General features: G+C 69.7%; 18 protein-coding genes. 7 read left to right on the top strand and 11 right to left on the bottom strand.

Annotated features, from left to right (window positions below; all coding sequences use genetic code 11):
- On the bottom strand, positions 1 to 467 hold a 467-nt coding region (locus tag WA640_RS28410; protein ID WP_335992278.1), incomplete at its 3' end, for a cellulose binding domain-containing protein.
- Between the two features lie 204 nt (positions 468 to 671).
- Between WA640_RS28410 and WA640_RS28405 the strand changes: the two genes are divergently transcribed.
- The 4 genes from WA640_RS28405 to WA640_RS28390 all read left to right on the top strand — a co-directional run bounded on the left by WA640_RS28405 (position 672) and on the right by WA640_RS28390 (position 6,729).
- Entirely contained in the window at positions 672 to 3,047 is a 2,376-nt protein-coding gene (locus tag WA640_RS28405) for a xyloglucanase (RefSeq protein ID WP_335992277.1), read from the top strand.
- Positions 3,048 to 3,076: 29 nt separating this feature from the next.
- The gene (locus WA640_RS28400; RefSeq protein ID WP_335992276.1) at positions 3,077 to 5,128 is read left to right on the top strand and encodes a hypothetical protein; all 2,052 of its coding nucleotides are present in this window, start codon (positions 3,077 to 3,079) and stop codon (positions 5,126 to 5,128) included.
- 115 nt (positions 5,129 to 5,243) lie between these two features.
- Positions 5,244 to 6,338 carry an NmrA family NAD(P)-binding protein gene (locus WA640_RS28395; protein WP_335992274.1) on the top strand — a complete coding sequence of 365 codons (1,095 nt, stop codon included), beginning with the start codon at positions 5,244 to 5,246 and terminating at the stop codon, positions 6,336 to 6,338.
- 199 nt (positions 6,339 to 6,537) lie between these two features.
- Positions 6,538 to 6,729, top strand: a complete 192-nt coding sequence (locus WA640_RS28390) for a hypothetical protein (protein ID WP_335992271.1) — start codon at positions 6,538 to 6,540, stop codon at positions 6,727 to 6,729.
- A 27-nt stretch (positions 6,730 to 6,756) separates the two neighbouring features.
- Here the strand turns inward: WA640_RS28390 and WA640_RS28385 are convergent, their stop codons facing one another.
- Positions 6,757 to 7,239, bottom strand: coding sequence for a hypothetical protein (locus WA640_RS28385; RefSeq protein WP_335992270.1), 483 nt, complete (start codon positions 7,237 to 7,239; stop codon positions 6,757 to 6,759).
- Positions 7,240 to 7,330: 91 nt separating this feature from the next.
- Positions 7,331 to 7,540 (bottom strand): response regulator transcription factor, encoded by a 210-nt coding sequence (locus WA640_RS28380; protein ID WP_335992268.1) that lies wholly within the window; start codon positions 7,538 to 7,540, stop codon positions 7,331 to 7,333.
- A gap of 311 nt (positions 7,541 to 7,851) precedes the next feature.
- Between WA640_RS28380 and WA640_RS28370 the strand changes: the two genes are divergently transcribed.
- A complete protein-coding gene (locus WA640_RS28370) occupies positions 7,852 to 8,436 on the top strand; it encodes a TetR/AcrR family transcriptional regulator (RefSeq protein ID WP_335992266.1) in 585 nt (194 codons plus the stop codon).
- Positions 8,433 to 9,599 (top strand): FAD-dependent monooxygenase, encoded by a 1,167-nt coding sequence (locus tag WA640_RS28365; RefSeq protein ID WP_335992285.1) that lies wholly within the window; start codon positions 8,433 to 8,435, stop codon positions 9,597 to 9,599. The genes WA640_RS28370 and WA640_RS28365 overlap by 4 nt, the downstream gene beginning before the upstream one ends.
- 121 nt (positions 9,600 to 9,720) lie before the next feature.
- Here WA640_RS28365 and WA640_RS28360 read toward each other — a convergent pair whose 3' ends face one another.
- The 8 genes from WA640_RS28360 to WA640_RS28325 form a co-directional block, all read right to left on the bottom strand.
- Positions 9,721 to 10,743 carry a mechanosensitive ion channel family protein gene (locus WA640_RS28360; RefSeq protein WP_335992263.1) on the bottom strand — a complete coding sequence of 341 codons (1,023 nt, stop codon included), beginning with the start codon at positions 10,741 to 10,743 and terminating at the stop codon, positions 9,721 to 9,723.
- Between the two features lie 66 nt (positions 10,744 to 10,809).
- The gene (locus WA640_RS28355; RefSeq protein WP_335992261.1) at positions 10,810 to 11,301 is read right to left on the bottom strand and encodes a GbsR/MarR family transcriptional regulator; all 492 of its coding nucleotides are present in this window, start codon (positions 11,299 to 11,301) and stop codon (positions 10,810 to 10,812) included.
- Positions 11,302 to 11,380: 79 nt separating this feature from the next.
- Positions 11,381 to 11,917, bottom strand: coding sequence for a hypothetical protein (locus WA640_RS28350; RefSeq protein WP_335992259.1), 537 nt, complete (start codon positions 11,915 to 11,917; stop codon positions 11,381 to 11,383).
- Positions 11,918 to 12,278: 361 nt separating this feature from the next.
- On the bottom strand, positions 12,279 to 13,010 hold the full coding sequence (locus tag WA640_RS28345; RefSeq protein ID WP_335992258.1) for a hypothetical protein: 732 nt from the start codon (positions 13,008 to 13,010) through the stop codon (positions 12,279 to 12,281).
- A gap of 1 nt (position 13,011) precedes the next feature.
- Complete coding sequence (locus WA640_RS28340; RefSeq protein ID WP_335992257.1) at positions 13,012 to 13,722, bottom strand: fluoroquinolone export ABC transporter permease subunit; 711 nt, start codon at positions 13,720 to 13,722, stop codon at positions 13,012 to 13,014.
- On the bottom strand, positions 13,719 to 14,588 hold the full coding sequence (locus WA640_RS28335; RefSeq protein WP_335992283.1) for an ABC transporter ATP-binding protein: 870 nt from the start codon (positions 14,586 to 14,588) through the stop codon (positions 13,719 to 13,721). Before WA640_RS28335 ends, WA640_RS28340 begins: the two co-directional genes overlap by 4 nt.
- Before the next feature lie 5 nt (positions 14,589 to 14,593).
- Positions 14,594 to 15,061: a GbsR/MarR family transcriptional regulator gene (locus tag WA640_RS28330; RefSeq protein ID WP_335992256.1), complete on the bottom strand. Its 468-nt coding sequence runs from the start codon at positions 15,059 to 15,061 to the stop codon at positions 14,594 to 14,596.
- Positions 15,062 to 15,177: 116 nt separating this feature from the next.
- Positions 15,178 to 15,783, bottom strand: a complete 606-nt coding sequence (locus WA640_RS28325) for a TetR/AcrR family transcriptional regulator (protein ID WP_335992255.1) — start codon at positions 15,781 to 15,783, stop codon at positions 15,178 to 15,180.
- Between the two features lie 103 nt (positions 15,784 to 15,886).
- On the opposite strand from WA640_RS28325, the gene WA640_RS28320 reads away from it, so the two are divergent.
- Entirely contained in the window at positions 15,887 to 17,437 is a 1,551-nt protein-coding gene (locus WA640_RS28320; protein ID WP_335992253.1) for an FAD-dependent monooxygenase, read from the top strand.
- The last annotated feature ends 64 nt before the right edge of the window (positions 17,438 to 17,501 follow it).

The following is a 17,501-nucleotide window of genomic DNA, read 5'->3' as shown; positions in this document are numbered from 1 at the left end:
TCCGTCGGCGGATCGGTGGGCTCGCCGGTGGTGGGCGGGTCGGTCGGCGCTGATTCGCCGCAGGCGACGCCGTTGAGGGTGATCCCGGTCGGGGTCTCGGTGGAGCCCGATCCGATGAAGCCGAAGACCTCGCGGGTCTGCCCGGCGGCGATGGAGCCGTTCCAGCCGACGTCGGTGCCGGAGAAGGCGCCGCCGGACTGGCTCCAGTCGACGTTCCAGGCGCTGGTGACGGTGGTATCGCCGGAGAACTGCCAGGCGAGGTCCCAGCCGCTCACGGCCTCGGCGGCCGTGATGCTCACGCTCGCTTGGAATCCCGAGCCCCACGAGCTGACGACCCGGTAGTCGACCGCGCAGCCCTCATCGGCGGCGGCCCCGCTGGCGGCGGTCGTGAGCGTTGCCGCCGCCAGCGCCGCCGCGGCGGTCGCCGCGAGCACCAGTCCGGTGCGTCTGCCTCGTTGTGGTCGCATGTCTCGACTCCTTCGGATCGTTGGAAAGGAAGCGCTCCCAGAAAACCCCGTTACAGCGATGATCATCGATATGCTCGCTATTGTCAATCCGCTAAACAAAATATTGCCCGAACCTCTTGTCCCGGCGGTACCGGCTTGTTACGTTGGGTCTCCCGACGAAGCGGCCGATCTCGCCCCGGCCGCCCCTCTCCCTTTGGAGTCTCCGTGCGACGACGCACCCTGGCCGCCTCCCTCGGCGCCGCCGCGGCCGCGGCGGCCCTTGTTCCCCAAGCCGCCCAAGCGAAGACGTCAACGCGATGCCAGGATGCCTACATCTGGCGCAACGCGGTCGTGAACGGCGGCGGCTGGGTGCCCGGCATCGTCTTCAACGAGACCGAGCCGGACCTGATCTACGCCCGCACCGACATCGGCGGCCTCTACCGCTGGCAGCAGGAACCCCAGACCTGGAAGCCCCTGCTCGACTGGATCGGCCAGGACCGGTGGGGCTGGACCGGCGTGGTCTCGGTCGCCACAGATCCTGTCGAGACCGGCCGCGTTTACGCCGCCGTCGGCACCTACACGAACGACTGGGACCCGAACAACGGCGCCGTCCTCTACTCCGACGACTACGGCGAGACCTGGGGCGCGGCCGAGCTGCCGTTCAAGCAGGGCGGCAACATGCCCGGCCGCGGCATGGGCGAGCGCCTCGCGGTGAACCCGTCCGACAACGCCCAGGTGTACCTGGGCACGCCGAGCGGCAACGGCCTGTGGCGCTCGGTCGACCACGGCCGCACCTGGGCCGAGGTCGCCGGCTTCCCCAACCCCGGGAACTTCGTCGTCACCCCCGGTGACCCTTACAACGGCGACAACCAGGGCGTCGTCTGGATCGAGTTTGACCAGGCCGGGCGGATCTTCGTCGGCGTCGCCGACCCCGACGACCCCCTCTACGTCTCCGCCGACCGCGGCGCCACCTGGCAGCCCGTCCCCGGAGCGGCCGAAGCGCTCGGGACCGCCGACGGCAACCGCACCATCCCCAAACAGGCCGCGGTCGACCACGACAACGGGCACCTGTTCATCGTCACCAGCTGGGACCCCGGACCCTACAACGGCCCACCCGCCACCGGCAGGGGCGGCTCGATTCAACGCCTCGCCCTCGCCACCGGCGAATGGACCGACGTCACCCCCGCCTACGACCCCCTCGGCGCCATCCCCGGATTCGGCGGCCTCACCGTCGACCGGCATCGCCCCGGCACCCTCATGGCCGCCACCGAGAACCACTGGTACCCAGACGAAGTGCTCTTCCGCTCCACCGACTCCGGTGCGACCTGGCAGACCAGCTTCGACTACGTCTGGGACGCGGACTGGTCCTGGCCGCCCGCGCGCACCGACCGGTTCACCCTGGACGCCACCGGAAGCGAGTGGCTCACCTTCGGTAAAACCGACGACGGCCCGGCGTACGCGATCAAGCACGGCTGGATGATTGACGCGCTCGCGATCGATCCGCACGACTCCGACCGGATCATGTGGATCGGCGGCACCGTCTGGGGCACCGAGCAGCTGACGGCCTGGGACGCGCAGGGTCCCCTCGTCGGCTGGGACGAGGCCGCCGGGCGGCAGGTGGCGCTGCCGGTCGAGCCGTTCGACGTCGGGGTCCGCGTCGAGGGCATCGAGGAGACCGCGGTGCAGGACATCGCCGCGCTCGGCGGCACCCTCGTCTCGGCGATGGGCGACCTCGGCGGATTCGTCCAGACCGACCTCGACCGGGCGGGCGTCATGATCCGGCATCCGAACTGGACCTCCGGCCGCAGCCTCGACTTCGCCGGACTGCACCCCGACATCGTCGTCGGCACCGGGGATGTCGAAGGCGACACCGACGGGCACGTCGGCGTCTCCCTCGACCGCGGCGCCACCTGGCGCACCACCCTCCGCCTCGACGGGGTCGCGGGCGGCGCGAACGCGGGCACCGTCGCGGTCAGCGCCGACGGCACGCGCATCGTCTGGTCACCCGGGAACGGCACGACCGCGCCCGTGTACAGCACCGACTTCGGCCAGGCCTGGACGCCCGTCGACGGACTCCCGGCCGGAGCGCTCGTCCGCTCGGACCGGGTGGATCCGGAACGCCTCTACGCCTTCGCTTCCGGGGCCTTCTACGCCAGCACCGACGGCGGCCGCACGTTCGCGGCCACAGGCGCGGCCGGTCTGCCCGCCGAAGGGCCCGTGGAGTTCCGGGCCGTCCCGGGCAGGCCGGGGCACCTGTGGCTCACCGGCGGCGAGACCGGCGGGGCCTACGGCATGTGGCGCTCGGTCGACGGCGGGGCGACATGGCGGCGGGTGGCCGACTTCGAGGAGGCGGACGCGGTCGGCTTCGGCAGGGCCCGCACCCGACAGGGCTACCCGACGATCTACGCCTCCGCTAAAGCCACTGGTGTGCAGGGTATCTGGCGGTCGACCGACGAGGGTCGGAGCTGGCAGCGCATCAACGACGACGCCCACCAGTGGGGCTGGACCGGGAAGGCGATCACCGGCGACCCCGACGTGTACGGGCGCGTCTACATCGCCACCAACGGCCGCGGCCTGATCTACGGCGACATCGCCGACTGACGTCCTGCTGTTTCAAGACGATCGAGTGCATGCGAGGAGGCGCCGTGGGCGGCGAGGGTTCGATCCAGGTGGTGGAGCTGCGGGAGGGCCCGCGCGACCGCCGGTTCGACGGGATCGGGGCGGTGAACGGCGGCGGCGCCACTTCGGTACTGCTCAAGGACTATCCCGAGCCGCAGCGCGGGCAGATCCTCGACCTGGTGTTCGCGCCGAAGTTCGGGGCGTCGGTGAGCACGATGCTCGTCGAGGTCCCCGGCGACGGCAACGCGACCCAGGGGTCGATGCCGAGCCACATGCACACCCGCGGCGACCTGGACGCGTACCGCGGCTACACGTGGTGGGTGATGCGGGAGGCGAAGCGCCGCAACCCGACGCTGAGCCTGGACGCGGCGGCGTGGAGCGCGCCGGGCTGGATCGGCGGCGGCGAGTTCTGGTCGCAGGACATGGCCGACTACTACGTCTCCTGGATGCGGCTGCTGCGCGACGTACACGGGCTCGACCTCGACGCGATCGGCTGCCGCAACGAGAAAGGAGTGAGCCTCGACTTCGCCAAGCTCCTGCGGGCGAGCCTCGACGAGGCCGGGTTCGGCTCGGTGCTGCTGCACGCCTTCGACAACTGGCCCGACGACAAGTTCGACTTCGTCGCGCAGCTGCGCCGCAACCCCGAGGCGGCCAAGGCGATCGACGTCATCGGCGCGCACGTCATGTACGGCAACGACGTGCACGCCCCCGACGCTGTGCGCGCATGGGCCGAAGCTGTCGGCAAGCCGATCTGGAACACCGAGGACCACGTCTACCGGTCGGGGTTCGACTGCCTCATCGGCATCGTGGAGTGTTTCAACGAGAACTACCTGCGCAGCGGCGCCACGAAGACCGTGCTCTGGTACGACATCGCCGGGGTCTACCCGGTCGAGCCGTACGCGCAGGACCCGGCGATGATCCTGGCGCACGAGCCGTGGAGCGGGCACTACGAGGTGCGGGAGGCGCTGTGGGGCTACGCGCACTACGGCCAGTTCACCGAACTCGGATGGACCTATGTGGACCAGGCCTGCACGTTCCTCGACGGCGGCGGCAGCATCGTGGCACTCCGCTCGCCCGCAGGCGATTTCAGCGTCATCGCCGAGACCAAGGACGCCGCCCCGCAGCGGCTGCGCGTGCGCGTCCCCGCCGACCTGGCGCAGGGCCCGGTGACGGTGTGGCGCAGCGACGCCGCCGAGCAGTTCCAGCACGTGGGGTTCCTGACGATCGAGAACGGGACGATCGAGATCGACCTCGCCCCCGACTCGGTGTACTCGCTGTCGACGACCACCGGCCAGCGCAAGGGCGGCTTCGCCGACGTCCCGGACAGCGCCCCGTTCCCCTTCCCGTACCGCGACACCTTCGACTACGGCGACCCGCAGGCGCGAGGTCGCCTGCCGCGCTTCACCGCCGACATCGCCGGAGCCTTCGAGCTCACCCCCTCCCCTGACGGCGCAGGCACGTGCCTGCGCCAGGTCGTGCCCGCCCCGACGCTGTCGTGGGCGCCGGACTGGCGGCCGTACACGATCATCGGCGACGCCGCGTGGACCGACTACGAGGTCGGCGTCGACGTCCTTCTGGAGGCCGGGCAGCGCGCCGCGCTCATGGGCCGCGTCAACCACGTCGGCACCGGCTACGGCTTCATCCCCAAGTGCTACCTGTTCGAACTCGCCGCCGACGGCACCTGCCGCCTGGTCTCGGTCGACGGCAAGGAGGACCCCGCCGAACTCGTCGGCGACGCCGAGCAGCGGGCCCTCATCACCGCCGCCGACCACCGCGCGGGCGGCGAGCAGCTGATCGCCGAAGCAACGGCCGCCGCCAATCCGGGACGGTGGCAGCGCCTGACGCTCCGCTTCTCCGGCGCCCGCATCACCACCCTCCTCGACGGCGAACCGCTCCTCGGCACCGTGCACACCACCCACACCGCCGGCATGGCCGGTCTCCTGGCGGGAACCGAACCGTCCTTCAGCACACCCCGCTTCGCCAACCTGGTCGTCAAACACCTCGACACCGACGACCCCACGACCTGGCAAGGCAAGGAAGCGCCGCTCTACCCGGGCCTGTAACGCCCCGGGCGTGTCGAAGCGCACCGCCACCGGGCCTCGAACTCGAAAACCGATCGGTTTACAATCGTGTAAACCGATCGGTTTCAATTTGCATGGCCAGGGGAGTCACCTCATCATGTCCGACTACACCACTTCCACGATCTTCGTCATCGGCGGGACGGGCGCACAGGGTATGCCCATCGTCCGCGCGCTCGTCGCCGACAAGAAGTACCAGGTCAAGGTCCTGACCCGGGACCTGAACTCGGCCCGCGCCCAGGAGCTGCTGGCGCTGGGGAACGTGACGCTCGTCGAGGGCACCTTCGCCGACGAGGACGTCCTGCGCGCCGGGTTCCGGGACGCGGACGGCGCGTACGTCAACATCGACGGGTTCAACACCGGCGAGAAGACCGAGACCTACTGGGCGATCCGCAGCTACGAGCTCGCGATCGAAGAAGGCGTCCGGTTCTTCGTCTACGGGAACCTGGACTTCGTCCTGAAGAAGTCGGGCTACGACCCGAGGTTCCGCACCGGCCACTACGACGGCAAGGGCCGGATGGCCGAGTGGATCCTGTTTCAGAACCAGTCCAACCGCGACCGGATGGGCGCCGCCGTCTTCACCTCGGGCCCGTACGCCGAGATGACCGTCTCGCCCGGAACGCCGATGACCCCCTCGGTCGAGGACGGCATCGTCACCTGGCGCGTGCCCCTGGGTGACGGGGCCGTCCCGCATGTCGCACTCGACGACTGCGGCTACTACGTCCGCTGGATCTTCGACAATCCCGACCGGGCCAACGGCATGGACCTCGAGGTCGCCATCGAGCACGTCACCTACGCCCGCCTGGCCGAGGCGTTCGCGGCCGTCACCGGCCATCCGGCGCAGTACATCGACACCGACCTCGACACGTACTGGAATGGCCCCCTCAAGCAGGTCGCCGACCTTCCCGCCGGATACAACGCCGACCCGCGGGACAAGAGCACGATGAGCTTCCGCGACAACTTCACCGGGTTCTGGAACATGTGGCGGCACGGTGTCATCACCCGCGACTACTCCCTCCTGGACGAGATCCACCCCGGCCGCATCCGCACCATCGAAGACTGGCTCAGGCGCGAAGACGAGCGCGGCCGACAACTGGGGAAGGGTACTTTGTGGGACCGGGTCCAGCCCGAGAACTGGCGGCCAGACTCCCCCGTGCTCAAAGGAAGCGCGGACATGAGGACCGGCAGGCTCTGACGCCGCGATCGGCGAGGCCTCCGAAGCACGCCCACGGAGTATCTGCCCGAAGCAGCCCTGGAGCACGCCGACCTCGAAGCCGCCCGGTCACCGATCGTGATGCTTCGCCGCGACGTGTCGCAGTCCAATAGGCGAGAATTGCGGCGATACGTTCAGGGCCAGGATTCCCCTCGCTCGATCCAAGAGAATGGGGAAGCACATGCCGAGGAAACAGTATCGAGTCCGGATTACCGGCGACCAGCGCGAGCAAATCGATCCCCACCAGATCGCACAGATCCTGCTCGATCTGATGGGGCCAGCGCAGGTGGAGGCCCTTGCCCGGGAGGCTGAGCGTTCGGGCGGCCCGGAACCTGACCCGAACGTCTGGCTTGAGGAGGACGGCAGGCGCTGACGACCATAAGCGCCCGCCGTCGAGCTGCTAAACGCGGGCCGTGTACTTCTTCGCACCAGCCTCGCGCAGGACGGTCTTCACGCTCGAAAGACCAATGCCGTATCGCGTGGCGAGTTCCTTCTGCAGTGCTCCGGCGAGGTAGTCTGCGATGAGTCGTTGGCGGTCCTTCGGGGCCAGCCGTTTGCGGAGCGGGCGCGGTGCCGTCCGCACCGGAAGTTTCAGACCTGGACTGCGTTCCCGGCTTTTCGTGTCGGGTTTCGCATGGTTCGCCAGGTCGTTTCGCAACGCATTGACCTGCGGGAATGAGTGCGGATAAGCGTTCAGTACCTCCACCATTTTGAGGCATACCCTCTCTGACCAGGTGAAACAAGTTCGGATCTTGAGGTTGAGGGCCAGAATCCCGACATCGCAGACGAAAGCGGCCATCGATTCGGTGGCCGCTTCTTCGTTGGGGTCGATGGGCTCCCTGGTTTTTCTGCTGGAAATGGACTCGTTCCCGCTGCTCGGCAACGAATCTCGATTGGTTGCAGTGGCGGTGGATGCCCCTTCGATGCCGAGGCGGTCCTAGGCACCGCGCCTGAGCGGGTGCGCCCTGCGGCGGTCATGCCTCCGCATCGCGGACCAGAAGCGCGATCTGGACTCGGTTGTCGAGTCCGAGTTTGGCGAGGATGCGGCTGATGTGGGCCTTGACGCTGGTCTCGGTGAGGCCGAGGGCGCGGGCGATCTGGGCGTTCGAGGCGCCTCGGGCCGCTTCGGAGGGGACGTCGTGTTCGCGCGGGCTCAGCACCGCCGCATTCAGGGCGTATCTCAAGCGACGGGGCATCCTGGCGGTGACCTCGCAGCGCAGGCGGCCGGAGATCATCGGCCTCGGCGGCCTGCGCCGGGTAGTGGAGCGGACCATTTCACACCTGCACCAGTTCAAACGTCTCGCGATCCGGTGGGAACGACGCTTGGACCTTCATGAAGGGCTGGTCGGCCTTGCCGCCGCGCTCATGTGCTGGCGCCGGCTCCGTGCGCTCGGCCTCGCTGGCGCTGGGGAATGCGAACCCCTTCCCGAGGCGATCGAGCGTTTCCGTTTGTTAGGATTGGTCAATCGTCCAATACGAGTGACCAAGGAGAGTGATGGCCGGTCCGACCAATGCCGAACGGGGCCGCGAGGTCCGGGCGCGGCTGCTGGCCGCCGCCCGGGAGCTCATCGGCGAGCTCGGCTGGAATGCCGTGAGCACCCGCATCCTCGCCGAACGGGCGGACGTCCGCCCCGGCCTCGTCCACTACCACTTCGAATCGCTCCAGGCGCTCTTGCGCCAAGCGACCCTCGAAGCGATGCGCCCGGCCCTGGAGGACACCGCCGCGCTCCTGACCGCGTCCACCGATCCGGCCGACGCGATCGAGGCGCTGTTCGCCGAAGTCGACCGCTACACCGGCACCGACCCGTCGTCCCTGCTGTTCATCGAGGCCTACCTCGCCGCTACCCGCGACCCGCTCCTCCACGACCAGATGCACGGACTCGTCGCCGACTTCCGCGCCGCCGTCACCGCATCGCTGGCCCGCTCGGGCCACCCGGCCCCCGAAGCGGCGGCGATCCTCATCGCCGCCGTCATCGACGGCATCCTCCTCCACAAGGGCCTCGACCCGGCGCTGTCCGCCACCCGCCTCGTCCCGCTGCTGCGCCGACTCACCGAACACCAGAACGGAGCACCACAATGAAAGCCGTCATCTGCGGCGCCGGGATCGCCGGCCTTGCCCTCGCCCACCGCCTCCACCACCACGACTGGGAGGTCCACATCGTCGACCACGCCCGGGGCCCCCGCGCCCAGGGCTACATGATCGACTTCTTCGGCCCCGGCTACGAGGCCCTGACCGCCATGGGCCTGGGCGACCGGCTCCGCGAGCACGCCAGCCCCGTCAAGGAGTTCCGCTACATCGACGGCCACGACCGCACCACCGTCAGCATCGACTACCGCCTGTTCGCCAAAGCCCTCGACGGCGAGATCGCCAGCGTCATGCGACCCGCCCTCGAACAGATGCTCCGCGACACCCTTCCCAGCCAGGTCGACCTGCGCTACCGCACCACCATCGACCACATCGACGGCAACCGCGTCCACCTCTGCGACGGCACCGCGATCGACGCCGACCTCATCGTCGGCGCCGACGGGGTCCACTCCCGCGTCCGCGCGCTCGCCTTCGGCCCCGAATCGGACTACTTCCGCTACCTCGGCATGCACACCGGTGCGTACATCTTCACCGACCGCGACATGTTCACCCAGGTCCAGGGCCAGTTCGTGCTCACTGAGAGCCTCAACCGCCAGATGGGCTTCTACGGCCTGACCGACGATCGCGTGGCCGTCTTCGCCGTCCACCGCACCCCCGACCCCACCGTCCCCGACGACCCGCGCGAGGCCTTCCGCAATGCCTACGCGGGCATGGGCGACCTCGCCGATCGCGCCCTCGTCCACTGCCCCGAACCGGAGGAGGTCTACTACGACCAGGTCGCCCAGATCGTCATGCCGCACTGGGGCAACGGTCCCGTGGCTCTGGTGGGCGACGCCGCCTACGCCGTCTCCCTCGTCGCCGGGCAAGGCGCCTCACTCGGGATCGCCGGAGCCTACATCCTGGCCGAATGCCTCCAACACGCTGGATCGGTGCCCGAAGGCATCGCCGAATACGAACAGCGGTGGCGCCCGGTCGCAACCGGAGTCCAAGACTCGGCCCGCGATCGCGTCACCGAATGGTTCCTGCCGCGCACCGCGACCAAACTCCTCCTGCGCCGCTGGGGCTTCCGCGCCATGCACCTGCCCGGCCTCAACCGGCTCCTGGTCGGCCCCCTCTTCCCCAAGAACCGCCAGACCGTCACCGAACTCGCCGCCTGAACCGAGAGTCCACCCGGCCAATATCCACGCCTGCCAAGCGTAAAAAGTGTTAGGGGGTCTTACGATCCAGTGAAGTCTTGCCGGGATCCGAAGGCCCGCATCGCGTCGGCGGTCGGCGGTGTCAGCTCGGATCGGGTACGCAGTCGGGGTGATGCTTCGCCAGCCAGGCCGCCATGTGCTCGCGCAGTTCGCAGCGCAGGTCCCACTGGTCGCCGGGGTTGGCGGCGGAGACCAGGAGCCGCACCCGTATGACGCCGCCGGTGGCGTCGAGGACGGCGACGCTCGCTTTTCGCCCGTCCCACAGCGGATTGCCCTCCAGGAACCGGTCCAGCTCCTCGCGAACCTCGTCGACGGGCAGCGCGAGCAGCGCGTCGAAGACGACCGAGCCGAGCACTTCGGGGGTGTCCCTGGTCCAGTTGACGTACGGGTGCTGCGTGAAGTACGAGGTCGGCAGCACCATCCGCCGGTCGTCCCAGATGCGCACCACCAGGTACGTCAGCGTGATCTCCTCGATGGTGCCCAGCTCGCCCTCGATGACGACCACGTCCTCAAGACGCAGGGCGTCGCCGAAGGCGAGCATCATGCCCGCGAACAGGTTCTGCAGCATGGTCTGCGCGGCCAGACCCGCGATGATGCCCGCGACGCCGGCCGCGCCGAGCATCGAGATGCCGACCTCGCGCAGCGCGGGGATGTTGAACAGCACCAGTCCGATGGCGACCGTCCAGACGATGACGGAGGCGAGCCGGTAGAGGATCACCACCTGGGTGCGGCGGCGGCGTCCCTCGACGTCGTCCTGTTCGAGCCCGTCCCAGCGGCGGTGGAAGGGGTCCTTAGCGACGCTCAAGAGGTTGGAGAGCAGCCATGCGCCCGAAGCGGCCGTGCCGAACAGGAGCGACTGGCTGAGGACGGCGTTCCAGTCGCCGCCCCAGCCCGGCTGTCCGTGCTGCGCCGAAAGCAGGATCTGGAGGCCGCCGGTGACGGCCATGAGCTGAGCGGGCCGCAGGGCTTTGCCGACGAGGCGGGAGGCGTTCGCGGACCGGTGTCGCAGCAGCAGACGCGTGACCGCGAGTTTGGCCACGCTTATGGTGAGCGCGCAGCCGATCGCCGTGAAGGTGATGATCAGCCAGGGGGCGGGGGTGGGCATGTCCACAGCGTAGCGGCGAACGCGACGATCGCTCGGTCCTCGACGGGCGCACCCGCGTCGGTGTGCTCAGTGGCGGCGCTGCTCGCGGTCCCAGCGCTCCATGAGCGCGGGCAGTTCCTTCTCCATCCAGGCGAAGAAGTCGTACATGTCGCGCAGGCGCTCGGTCTTGGGCGATTCGGGGTCGTCGAAGAGGTCGAATCCGCGGGCGAGGGTCTGGGTGAAGAGGCTGTACTGGGCCGCCTGCTGCTTGATGAGATCGGGCATGACGCCAGGGCGGATGGTGTAGTAGTCCCTGCGGTCGCCGGGCTTGGAGACCTTGTCGACCCAGCGCGCGGTGGTCAGGAACTTCAGCGCGGTGGAGATCGATCCCTTGGATGCCTGGAGGACCGCGGTGATCTCGGCGAACGTCTGCTCGGGCGGGTCGGCGACGAGCAGCCAGCCCATGACCCGCCCGGTCATGCGGACCAGGCCCAGGCGCTCGAAGGTGAGCGCGAAGTCTTCGACGAACGCGAGTGCTTCGGGGCTCGCTCCGCTGGCGGCGGGCTCGGGGCTGTTCATGGACTCAGTATCGCCTTTCACGTCGGGGCGGATGCGGATCGGGGCGGCCCAGTGGTGCGGGCCGCCCCGATGGGGCGCTTCAAACGCGGGCGTGCTCGGCATCCTGTTCACGGGTTCGCGGGTAGAGCGGGATCTTGCGCCATTTGGCGAAGCCGAGCGTCACTGCGTTGATCACGATGAGCGCGATCGTGTAGATCGGGACGACGTGCAGGAACCCTGCGAAGTCGGTGTTGACCCACACCCACAGGGCCTTGTACGCGACCCCTATGTTGATGACCCACAGGCCGATCCCGATCGAGTGGCGCCAGAACGCCCAGATGATGCCTCCGATGAAGATCGGGACGGTGCCGAGGCTGAGCACGGTCTGCCAGCCCGGCTGGGCGAACAGCTCGGCCTCCATGTCGAGGATCGCTTGGGCGGCCGGGTCGACCTCCGCCGGTTCGGGGAACCAGAAGAAGCTTGAGAGCATCGCGGCGATCGAGAGGCTCATCCACCCGCCTTGGCGCCGCCACGCGAAGACCGCGATCGGGATGAAGAACAGCGGGCGGATGTACCAGCTGATCGGGTTGAGGTGGCGGGGCCAGGCCCAGTTGAAGAAGTCGGCGATGAGTTCCATGACGGTGCTCCTTGGGGCGCATCCCTCCCGGTGAGTTCCGGAAGGATTGATAAGTTCAGTAAACACTGAACTTGCGAAACATTCAAATGCTCCGCCTGTGAAAGTGGTCGTGATCGCTCATCGGCCAAGGCGAGCACCTGACCCTGGGCCTAGGCCCGGACGGCGCGGCCTAATACGACCATGTCGGGCTCGCGTGCGCCTCGACGCGACCACCGGGTCTGCGACGGGATCAGAACTCCGTCAAAACCAGCGAGACGTTCGCCATCTGGCGCGAGCGGCCTTGAGGGGCTGAAATCGCAGCTGCGGCATGCCCTCCCGTGTCTCCGGCCGTGCACTTTGGCATCGGCTTCTCGTGAACGGCTCAGTCGTTCTGTCCGGTGAAGCGGCGCAGGAGCCACCAGGAGATCGCGCCGGTGTAGGCGGTGCCGATCGCGAGGGCGGGCCAGGGGCTGCCGCCGTCCCAGACCTCCCAGAACGCTTTCGCGGGCCAGTAGGTGGGGATGATGCCGAACAGCGCGAAGCCCGGGTGGTCGAAGAAGTAGGGGACGACGGGCAGGCCGAACAGGAGCAGGCCGATCGCGCGGATGAGGGCGAGCGCTTCGACCTTGTTGCGGGCGAGGGCGGCCAGTGCGAAGCCGACCATGACGGCGTTGAGGCCGCACAGCACCGTGATCGGGACGGACGCGGCGACGATGCGGGCCTCGACCTGGCCGGTGAGCGCCATGGCGGCGGTGAGCGAGAGCGCGGTGGCGGCGATGGTGGTGGCCGCGCGGTAGAGCGGGTAGCTCGCCGGGTGCGCGGGGGTGACGCGCAGGGCCGCGAGGGTGCGCTGGTCCTTGTCCTCGATGAGGAGGAGCCCGCAGACGGCGCCGAGGACGGCGACGGGTCCGATGATGATGAACGCGCTGAGGATGAGCGCGTGGTAGGGGACGAGGTCGAAGTCCTGCTCGCGGTCGAGGTAGCGGGTGAGCGCGGGCAGGAGCCACATCGCGGCGGCGTACATGAACGGCCCGACGGCGACGCCGACCAGGAGGCTGTCGCGGCGGATGTTGCGCAGGTCGTTGCGGCCGTAGGCGGTCATGGCGCGGGGCATGTCACTCGCTTCCTTCTCCGGCGGCGATGTGCCGCATGAACATCCGGCGGGCGATCAGTCCGAGGACGGCCAGGGACGCCGCCGGGTAGGCGAGGGCGTAGGCCCACTGCCAGGGTTCGAGCTCGACGCGGCCGAGGGAGGACCCCATGAGCAGCAGGACCCCTTGGGTCGGAACGAGGTAGGTGGCCGGATGCTCCCAGAGCCCGGAGTAGTTGAGCAGCGGGATGTTAAGGACGGCGAGGACGCCGGTGGAGGGGATGACCCATTCGCTGATGGATCCGAACGGGGTCGCGGAGATGAAGCTGCACGTCAGGAACAGCAGCGCGCACAGCACGGCCCCGGCGGCGAACGAGAGCGGCTCGAAGTCGAGATGAACGGCCGAGACCGCGATGAGGAGCGACAGCACCAGGCTCAGTCCGGACAGAACCGCGAGTTTCGACGCGAGGTAGTGCCCGAAGCGCACCGGGGAGACCAGGAGCGCGAACAGGGTGCGTTCGCCGCGCTCGAAGAACACCGCTCCGGCGATGAAGAAGAACCCGACCAGGGCGAGGTCGCCGAAGACGATGTAGACGGCCGCGCCCGCGCGCAGGGGGCCGGGGACGAGGAAGACGACCGCCTCCCACAGGAGCGCGGAGAAGACCGCGGCGTAGATCAGGCCGTAGCGGCGCAGGAGCCGCAGGTCCAGGCGGAGGGTCCGGGCGAGGACGCTCATGCGAGCCGCCTGCCGGTGACGTCGATGAACACGTCCTCCAGGTCGGCTTCCTGGCTGTGGACCGATTCGACGCGGGCCTCGCGCAGGAGCGAGTGGAACGCCTCGTCCTCGCCGATGCCGTCGAGCGGAAAGTCCTTGGCGGACAGCCCGTTCGCGTCGTCGGCGCGGTAGGTGACGGTGACGGTGCGCCTGGAGCGGGAGAGCTTGTGCTCGGTGGGGGAGGCGAGGGCGGCGATGCGGCCGTCGACGACGAAGGCGACGCGGTCGCAGAGCTGGTCGGCGGTGGTCATGTCGTGGGTCGTGAGGAACACGGTGCGGCCCTCGTCGCGCAGCTCGCCCACGATGTCCTTGACGATGCGGGCGTTCGCCGGGTCCATGCCGGAGGTCGGCTCGTCGAGGAACAGCAGGCCGGGCCGGTGGAGCAGGGCCCGGACGAACACCAGGCGCATCTGCATGCCCTTGGAGTACTTGCCGACCCGCACGTGGGCGGCGTCGGCGAGCCCGACCCGCTCCAGCAGCGCCATCGGGTCCTCGGTGGGGCCGTCGTAGAGGGACGCGAAGAACTGGAGGTTCTCCAGGCCGGTGAGTTTGAGGTAGTGGTTGGGCAGCTCGAAGGACACGCCGATGCGCTGGTAGTACTCGGCCTTCCAGGCCGCGGGCTCCTTGCCCCACACCGCGACCCGGCCGCCGTGGCCGGTGAGGAGCCCGGTGAGGATCTTCTGCGTGGTGGACTTGCCGGCACCGGAGGGGCCGAGGAAGCCGAAGACCTCTCCGGCCTCGACGGTGAAGCCGATGCCGCGCACGGCCTGCTCGGCGGCTTTGGGGTAGGTGAAGGTGAGGTCCTCGATGTCGATGACCGGGTCCATGGTGGTCACTGCTTTCGCTGCTCGTGCCAGAGGGTTTCGATCTGCTCGTACTGCTCGGCCAGGAAGGTGTACATCTCCTTGGCCTCTTCGAGGCGGCGGCGCGATTCGACGGGCGCGTCGGCGATGACGTCGAGGCCGCGTTCGGCCTTCTTGATCCATTCGCGGGCCTGCTTGGCCTTCTCGGCGGCTTCATCGAGCCAGAAGCCGGGGCGCAGTCGCCAGTGGGTGCGGCGCGAGCCGGGGACTGCGACGCGCTCGACGGCGTTGTTGCTCTGGAGCATCCGCATCGCCATGCTCACCGAGCCGCGGCTGATGTCGAGGGCTTCGGCGAGCTGCTCGGGGGACTGGTGCGGCGGCTCGCACACCAGGAGCCAGCCGAGGATGCGGCCGGGGATCGGCGGCAGCCCGAAGCCCGCGAAGTAGGCGCCGATCTCGTCGGCGTAGTCGTGCCTGGCGGTGCGCTTCTCGGCCATCGCGCTCCTCTCAACGAAGAACACGATCGTATCCAACGAAGTCAGAAATTTCAATAATCATTGAAACCTTATGGCTCCGTTGGCATGCCACCGAGTCGGATATCGCGCCGGGTGGTTCAGGCGGCGCAAGCGCCGAGGGCCGCCATGACCGCGTCGATCAGGCGCGCGTTCACGGCGTCCTCCTCCGTCTCGGAGTACGGGCGGGCGTAGGCGAGTGCGACCAGGCAGTCCAGCGCGAGTGCGGCGTCGAGCGATCCGGGCAGCTCGCCGCGGGCGACCGCGCGCGCCAGCATCGCGGTCCCGGCCCGGCGGCGCGGGCCGCGCACTGAGTCCAGGAATGAGGCGGCCAGCTCCGGGTTGCGGGCGGCCTCGGCGCTCAGATCGGCGATGATGCGCACCGCCCGCAGGTCGCGGCGGAGCTCGACGGCGTCCGCGACGAACTGCCCGACATCGCCGCGCAGCGTCCCGGTGTCGGGCACCGGGACCGCGTCCCAGGCGAAATCGGCCACGATCTGCTCCACCATGGACTGCTTCGAGGGCCACCTGCGGTACAGGGCCGCCTTGCCGACCCCGGCGCGGCGGGCGACCGCCTCCATCGACATCCTGGCGTACCCCGAGGCTTCGAGCTCGTCGAGGACCGCCGCGCCGATCGCTTCGGTGACGTCCGAGCGCAGCAGCGCCGCCCCCGCGGGGGCCCGTCGCGGTTCCGTCTCGTCGGTCATGGCGGCGATTCTACGGAACGAGACGGTTGCGTTCCATCGCGGCGACCACTAGAGTTCGAAACGGAACGGTACCGTTCCGACGCTACGCTGAATCGAGGCGGACATGACCGAGCCTGACACCCTCGTGGTCGGGGCCGGGCCCGCGGGCCTCGCGCTGGCCTGCGCGCTGCGACTGCACGGACTGGAGGTCCGCGTGGTCGACGCCGCGGCCGGACCGGCGACGACCTCGCGCGCGAACATCCTGCACGCCAAAGGAGTCGAGACGCTCGACCGCCTCGGCGCACTCGGGGACCTACCGGACCGCGCGCTCCCGGCGCTCTCGGTCACCCAGTACCTCGACGACGCACCCGCGGTGACCGTGCGGTTCGGCGACCTCGGCCTGGGCACCGCCCGCCCCGCGATGTACATCTCCCAAGCCGACATCGAAGCCGCGCTCAGGGAGCGTCTCCGCGAGCTCGGCGGCGACATCGACTGGAGCACCGAGCTGACCGGCCTCGCCCAGGACCCCCGCGGAGTCACCGCCCGCCTCGCCGACGGCGGGGAGGTCCGATGCCGCTGGCTCGCGGGATGCGACGGCGCGCACAGCACGGTCCGCGGCCTGGCGGGCATCGGCTTCCCCGGCACGCGCCTGACCGAGCGGTTCCTCCTCGCCGACGTCCACGCCCGCTGGAGCCTGGACCGCTCCGGCGGACACGGCTGGCCGCACGCCGACGGCCCGCTGTTCGCCCTGCCCATGCGCGAGCACGGCCGCGACGGCACCCTGTGGCGGCTCATGGCCTACGACCCTGCCGGGACCGGCGAGCCGACCGGCGAGGAGATCCTCGACCGGTTCCGCCGCCTCGTCCCCGAGCGGACCGGACGCGACGACCTGCCCATCGACGACGCGGCCTGGACCTCCGTCTTCCGCATCCACCGCCGCCTCGCCGACGACTACCGCGCGGGACGGGTCCTCCTCGCCGGCGACGCGGCCCACCTGCACAGCCCCTTCGGCGGCCAGGGCATGCTCACCGGGATCGGCGACGCCGAGAACCTCGCCTGGAAGCTCGCGCTCGTCACCCGCGGCACCGCCGCCGACACCCTGCTGGACACCTACCGGGCCGAGCGGCGGCCCGTCGCCGCCGACGTCCTGCGCGGCACCTCGGCCGCCACCCGCCTCCAAGTGGGCACCGATCCCTTGGCGCGCTTCGCCCGCAGGCGACTGCTCGTGCCGCTCGCGTCGGCCCCGGCCGTCCAGCAGCGCCTCACGCGCCTCGCCTCGCAGCTGTGGGTCCACTACCGGCGCGGCCCGCTCGCACGCGCCACCGTCCTCGGCCCCCGCCCGCGGCCCGGGGAACGGGTCCCCGACCGGGGCTGCACCGGCGCCGACGGCTCCAAAACGCGACTGCACGCGGTCCTCGGCGGCCGCTGGGCGCTCCTGCTGCCCCGCGGTGCACCGCGCCAGTGCGCCGAGACGGCCCGCGCCCGCCTCGGCGACGCGCTCGTCGAGCTCACCGCCGACGATGCGCACGGGCGCGACGCCTGGCTCATCCGCCCCGACGCCCATCTCGCCTGGCGCGGACGCCCCACGCGCCAGGCGAGTCTGGGCCGCTGGCTCGACGACGTCCTCCTGCGCCGCAGCGAGGAACCCGCCGCGTCCAGCGAAGCCCGGCGATGAGCGCGACCGACAGCACCGAGATCGCGGCCATCTCCTTCCGCACGGGCCAACGGCGGGCCTGGAT

Origin of the sequence: Glycomyces sp. MUSA5-2, assembly GCF_037034145.1 — a bacterium.
Classification (GTDB): Bacteria; Actinomycetota; Actinomycetes; order Mycobacteriales; family Micromonosporaceae; genus Glycomyces; species Glycomyces artemisiae.
Note: the sequence above shows the minus strand (reverse complement) of the source record. Positions and strands in the feature narration are given on the sequence as shown.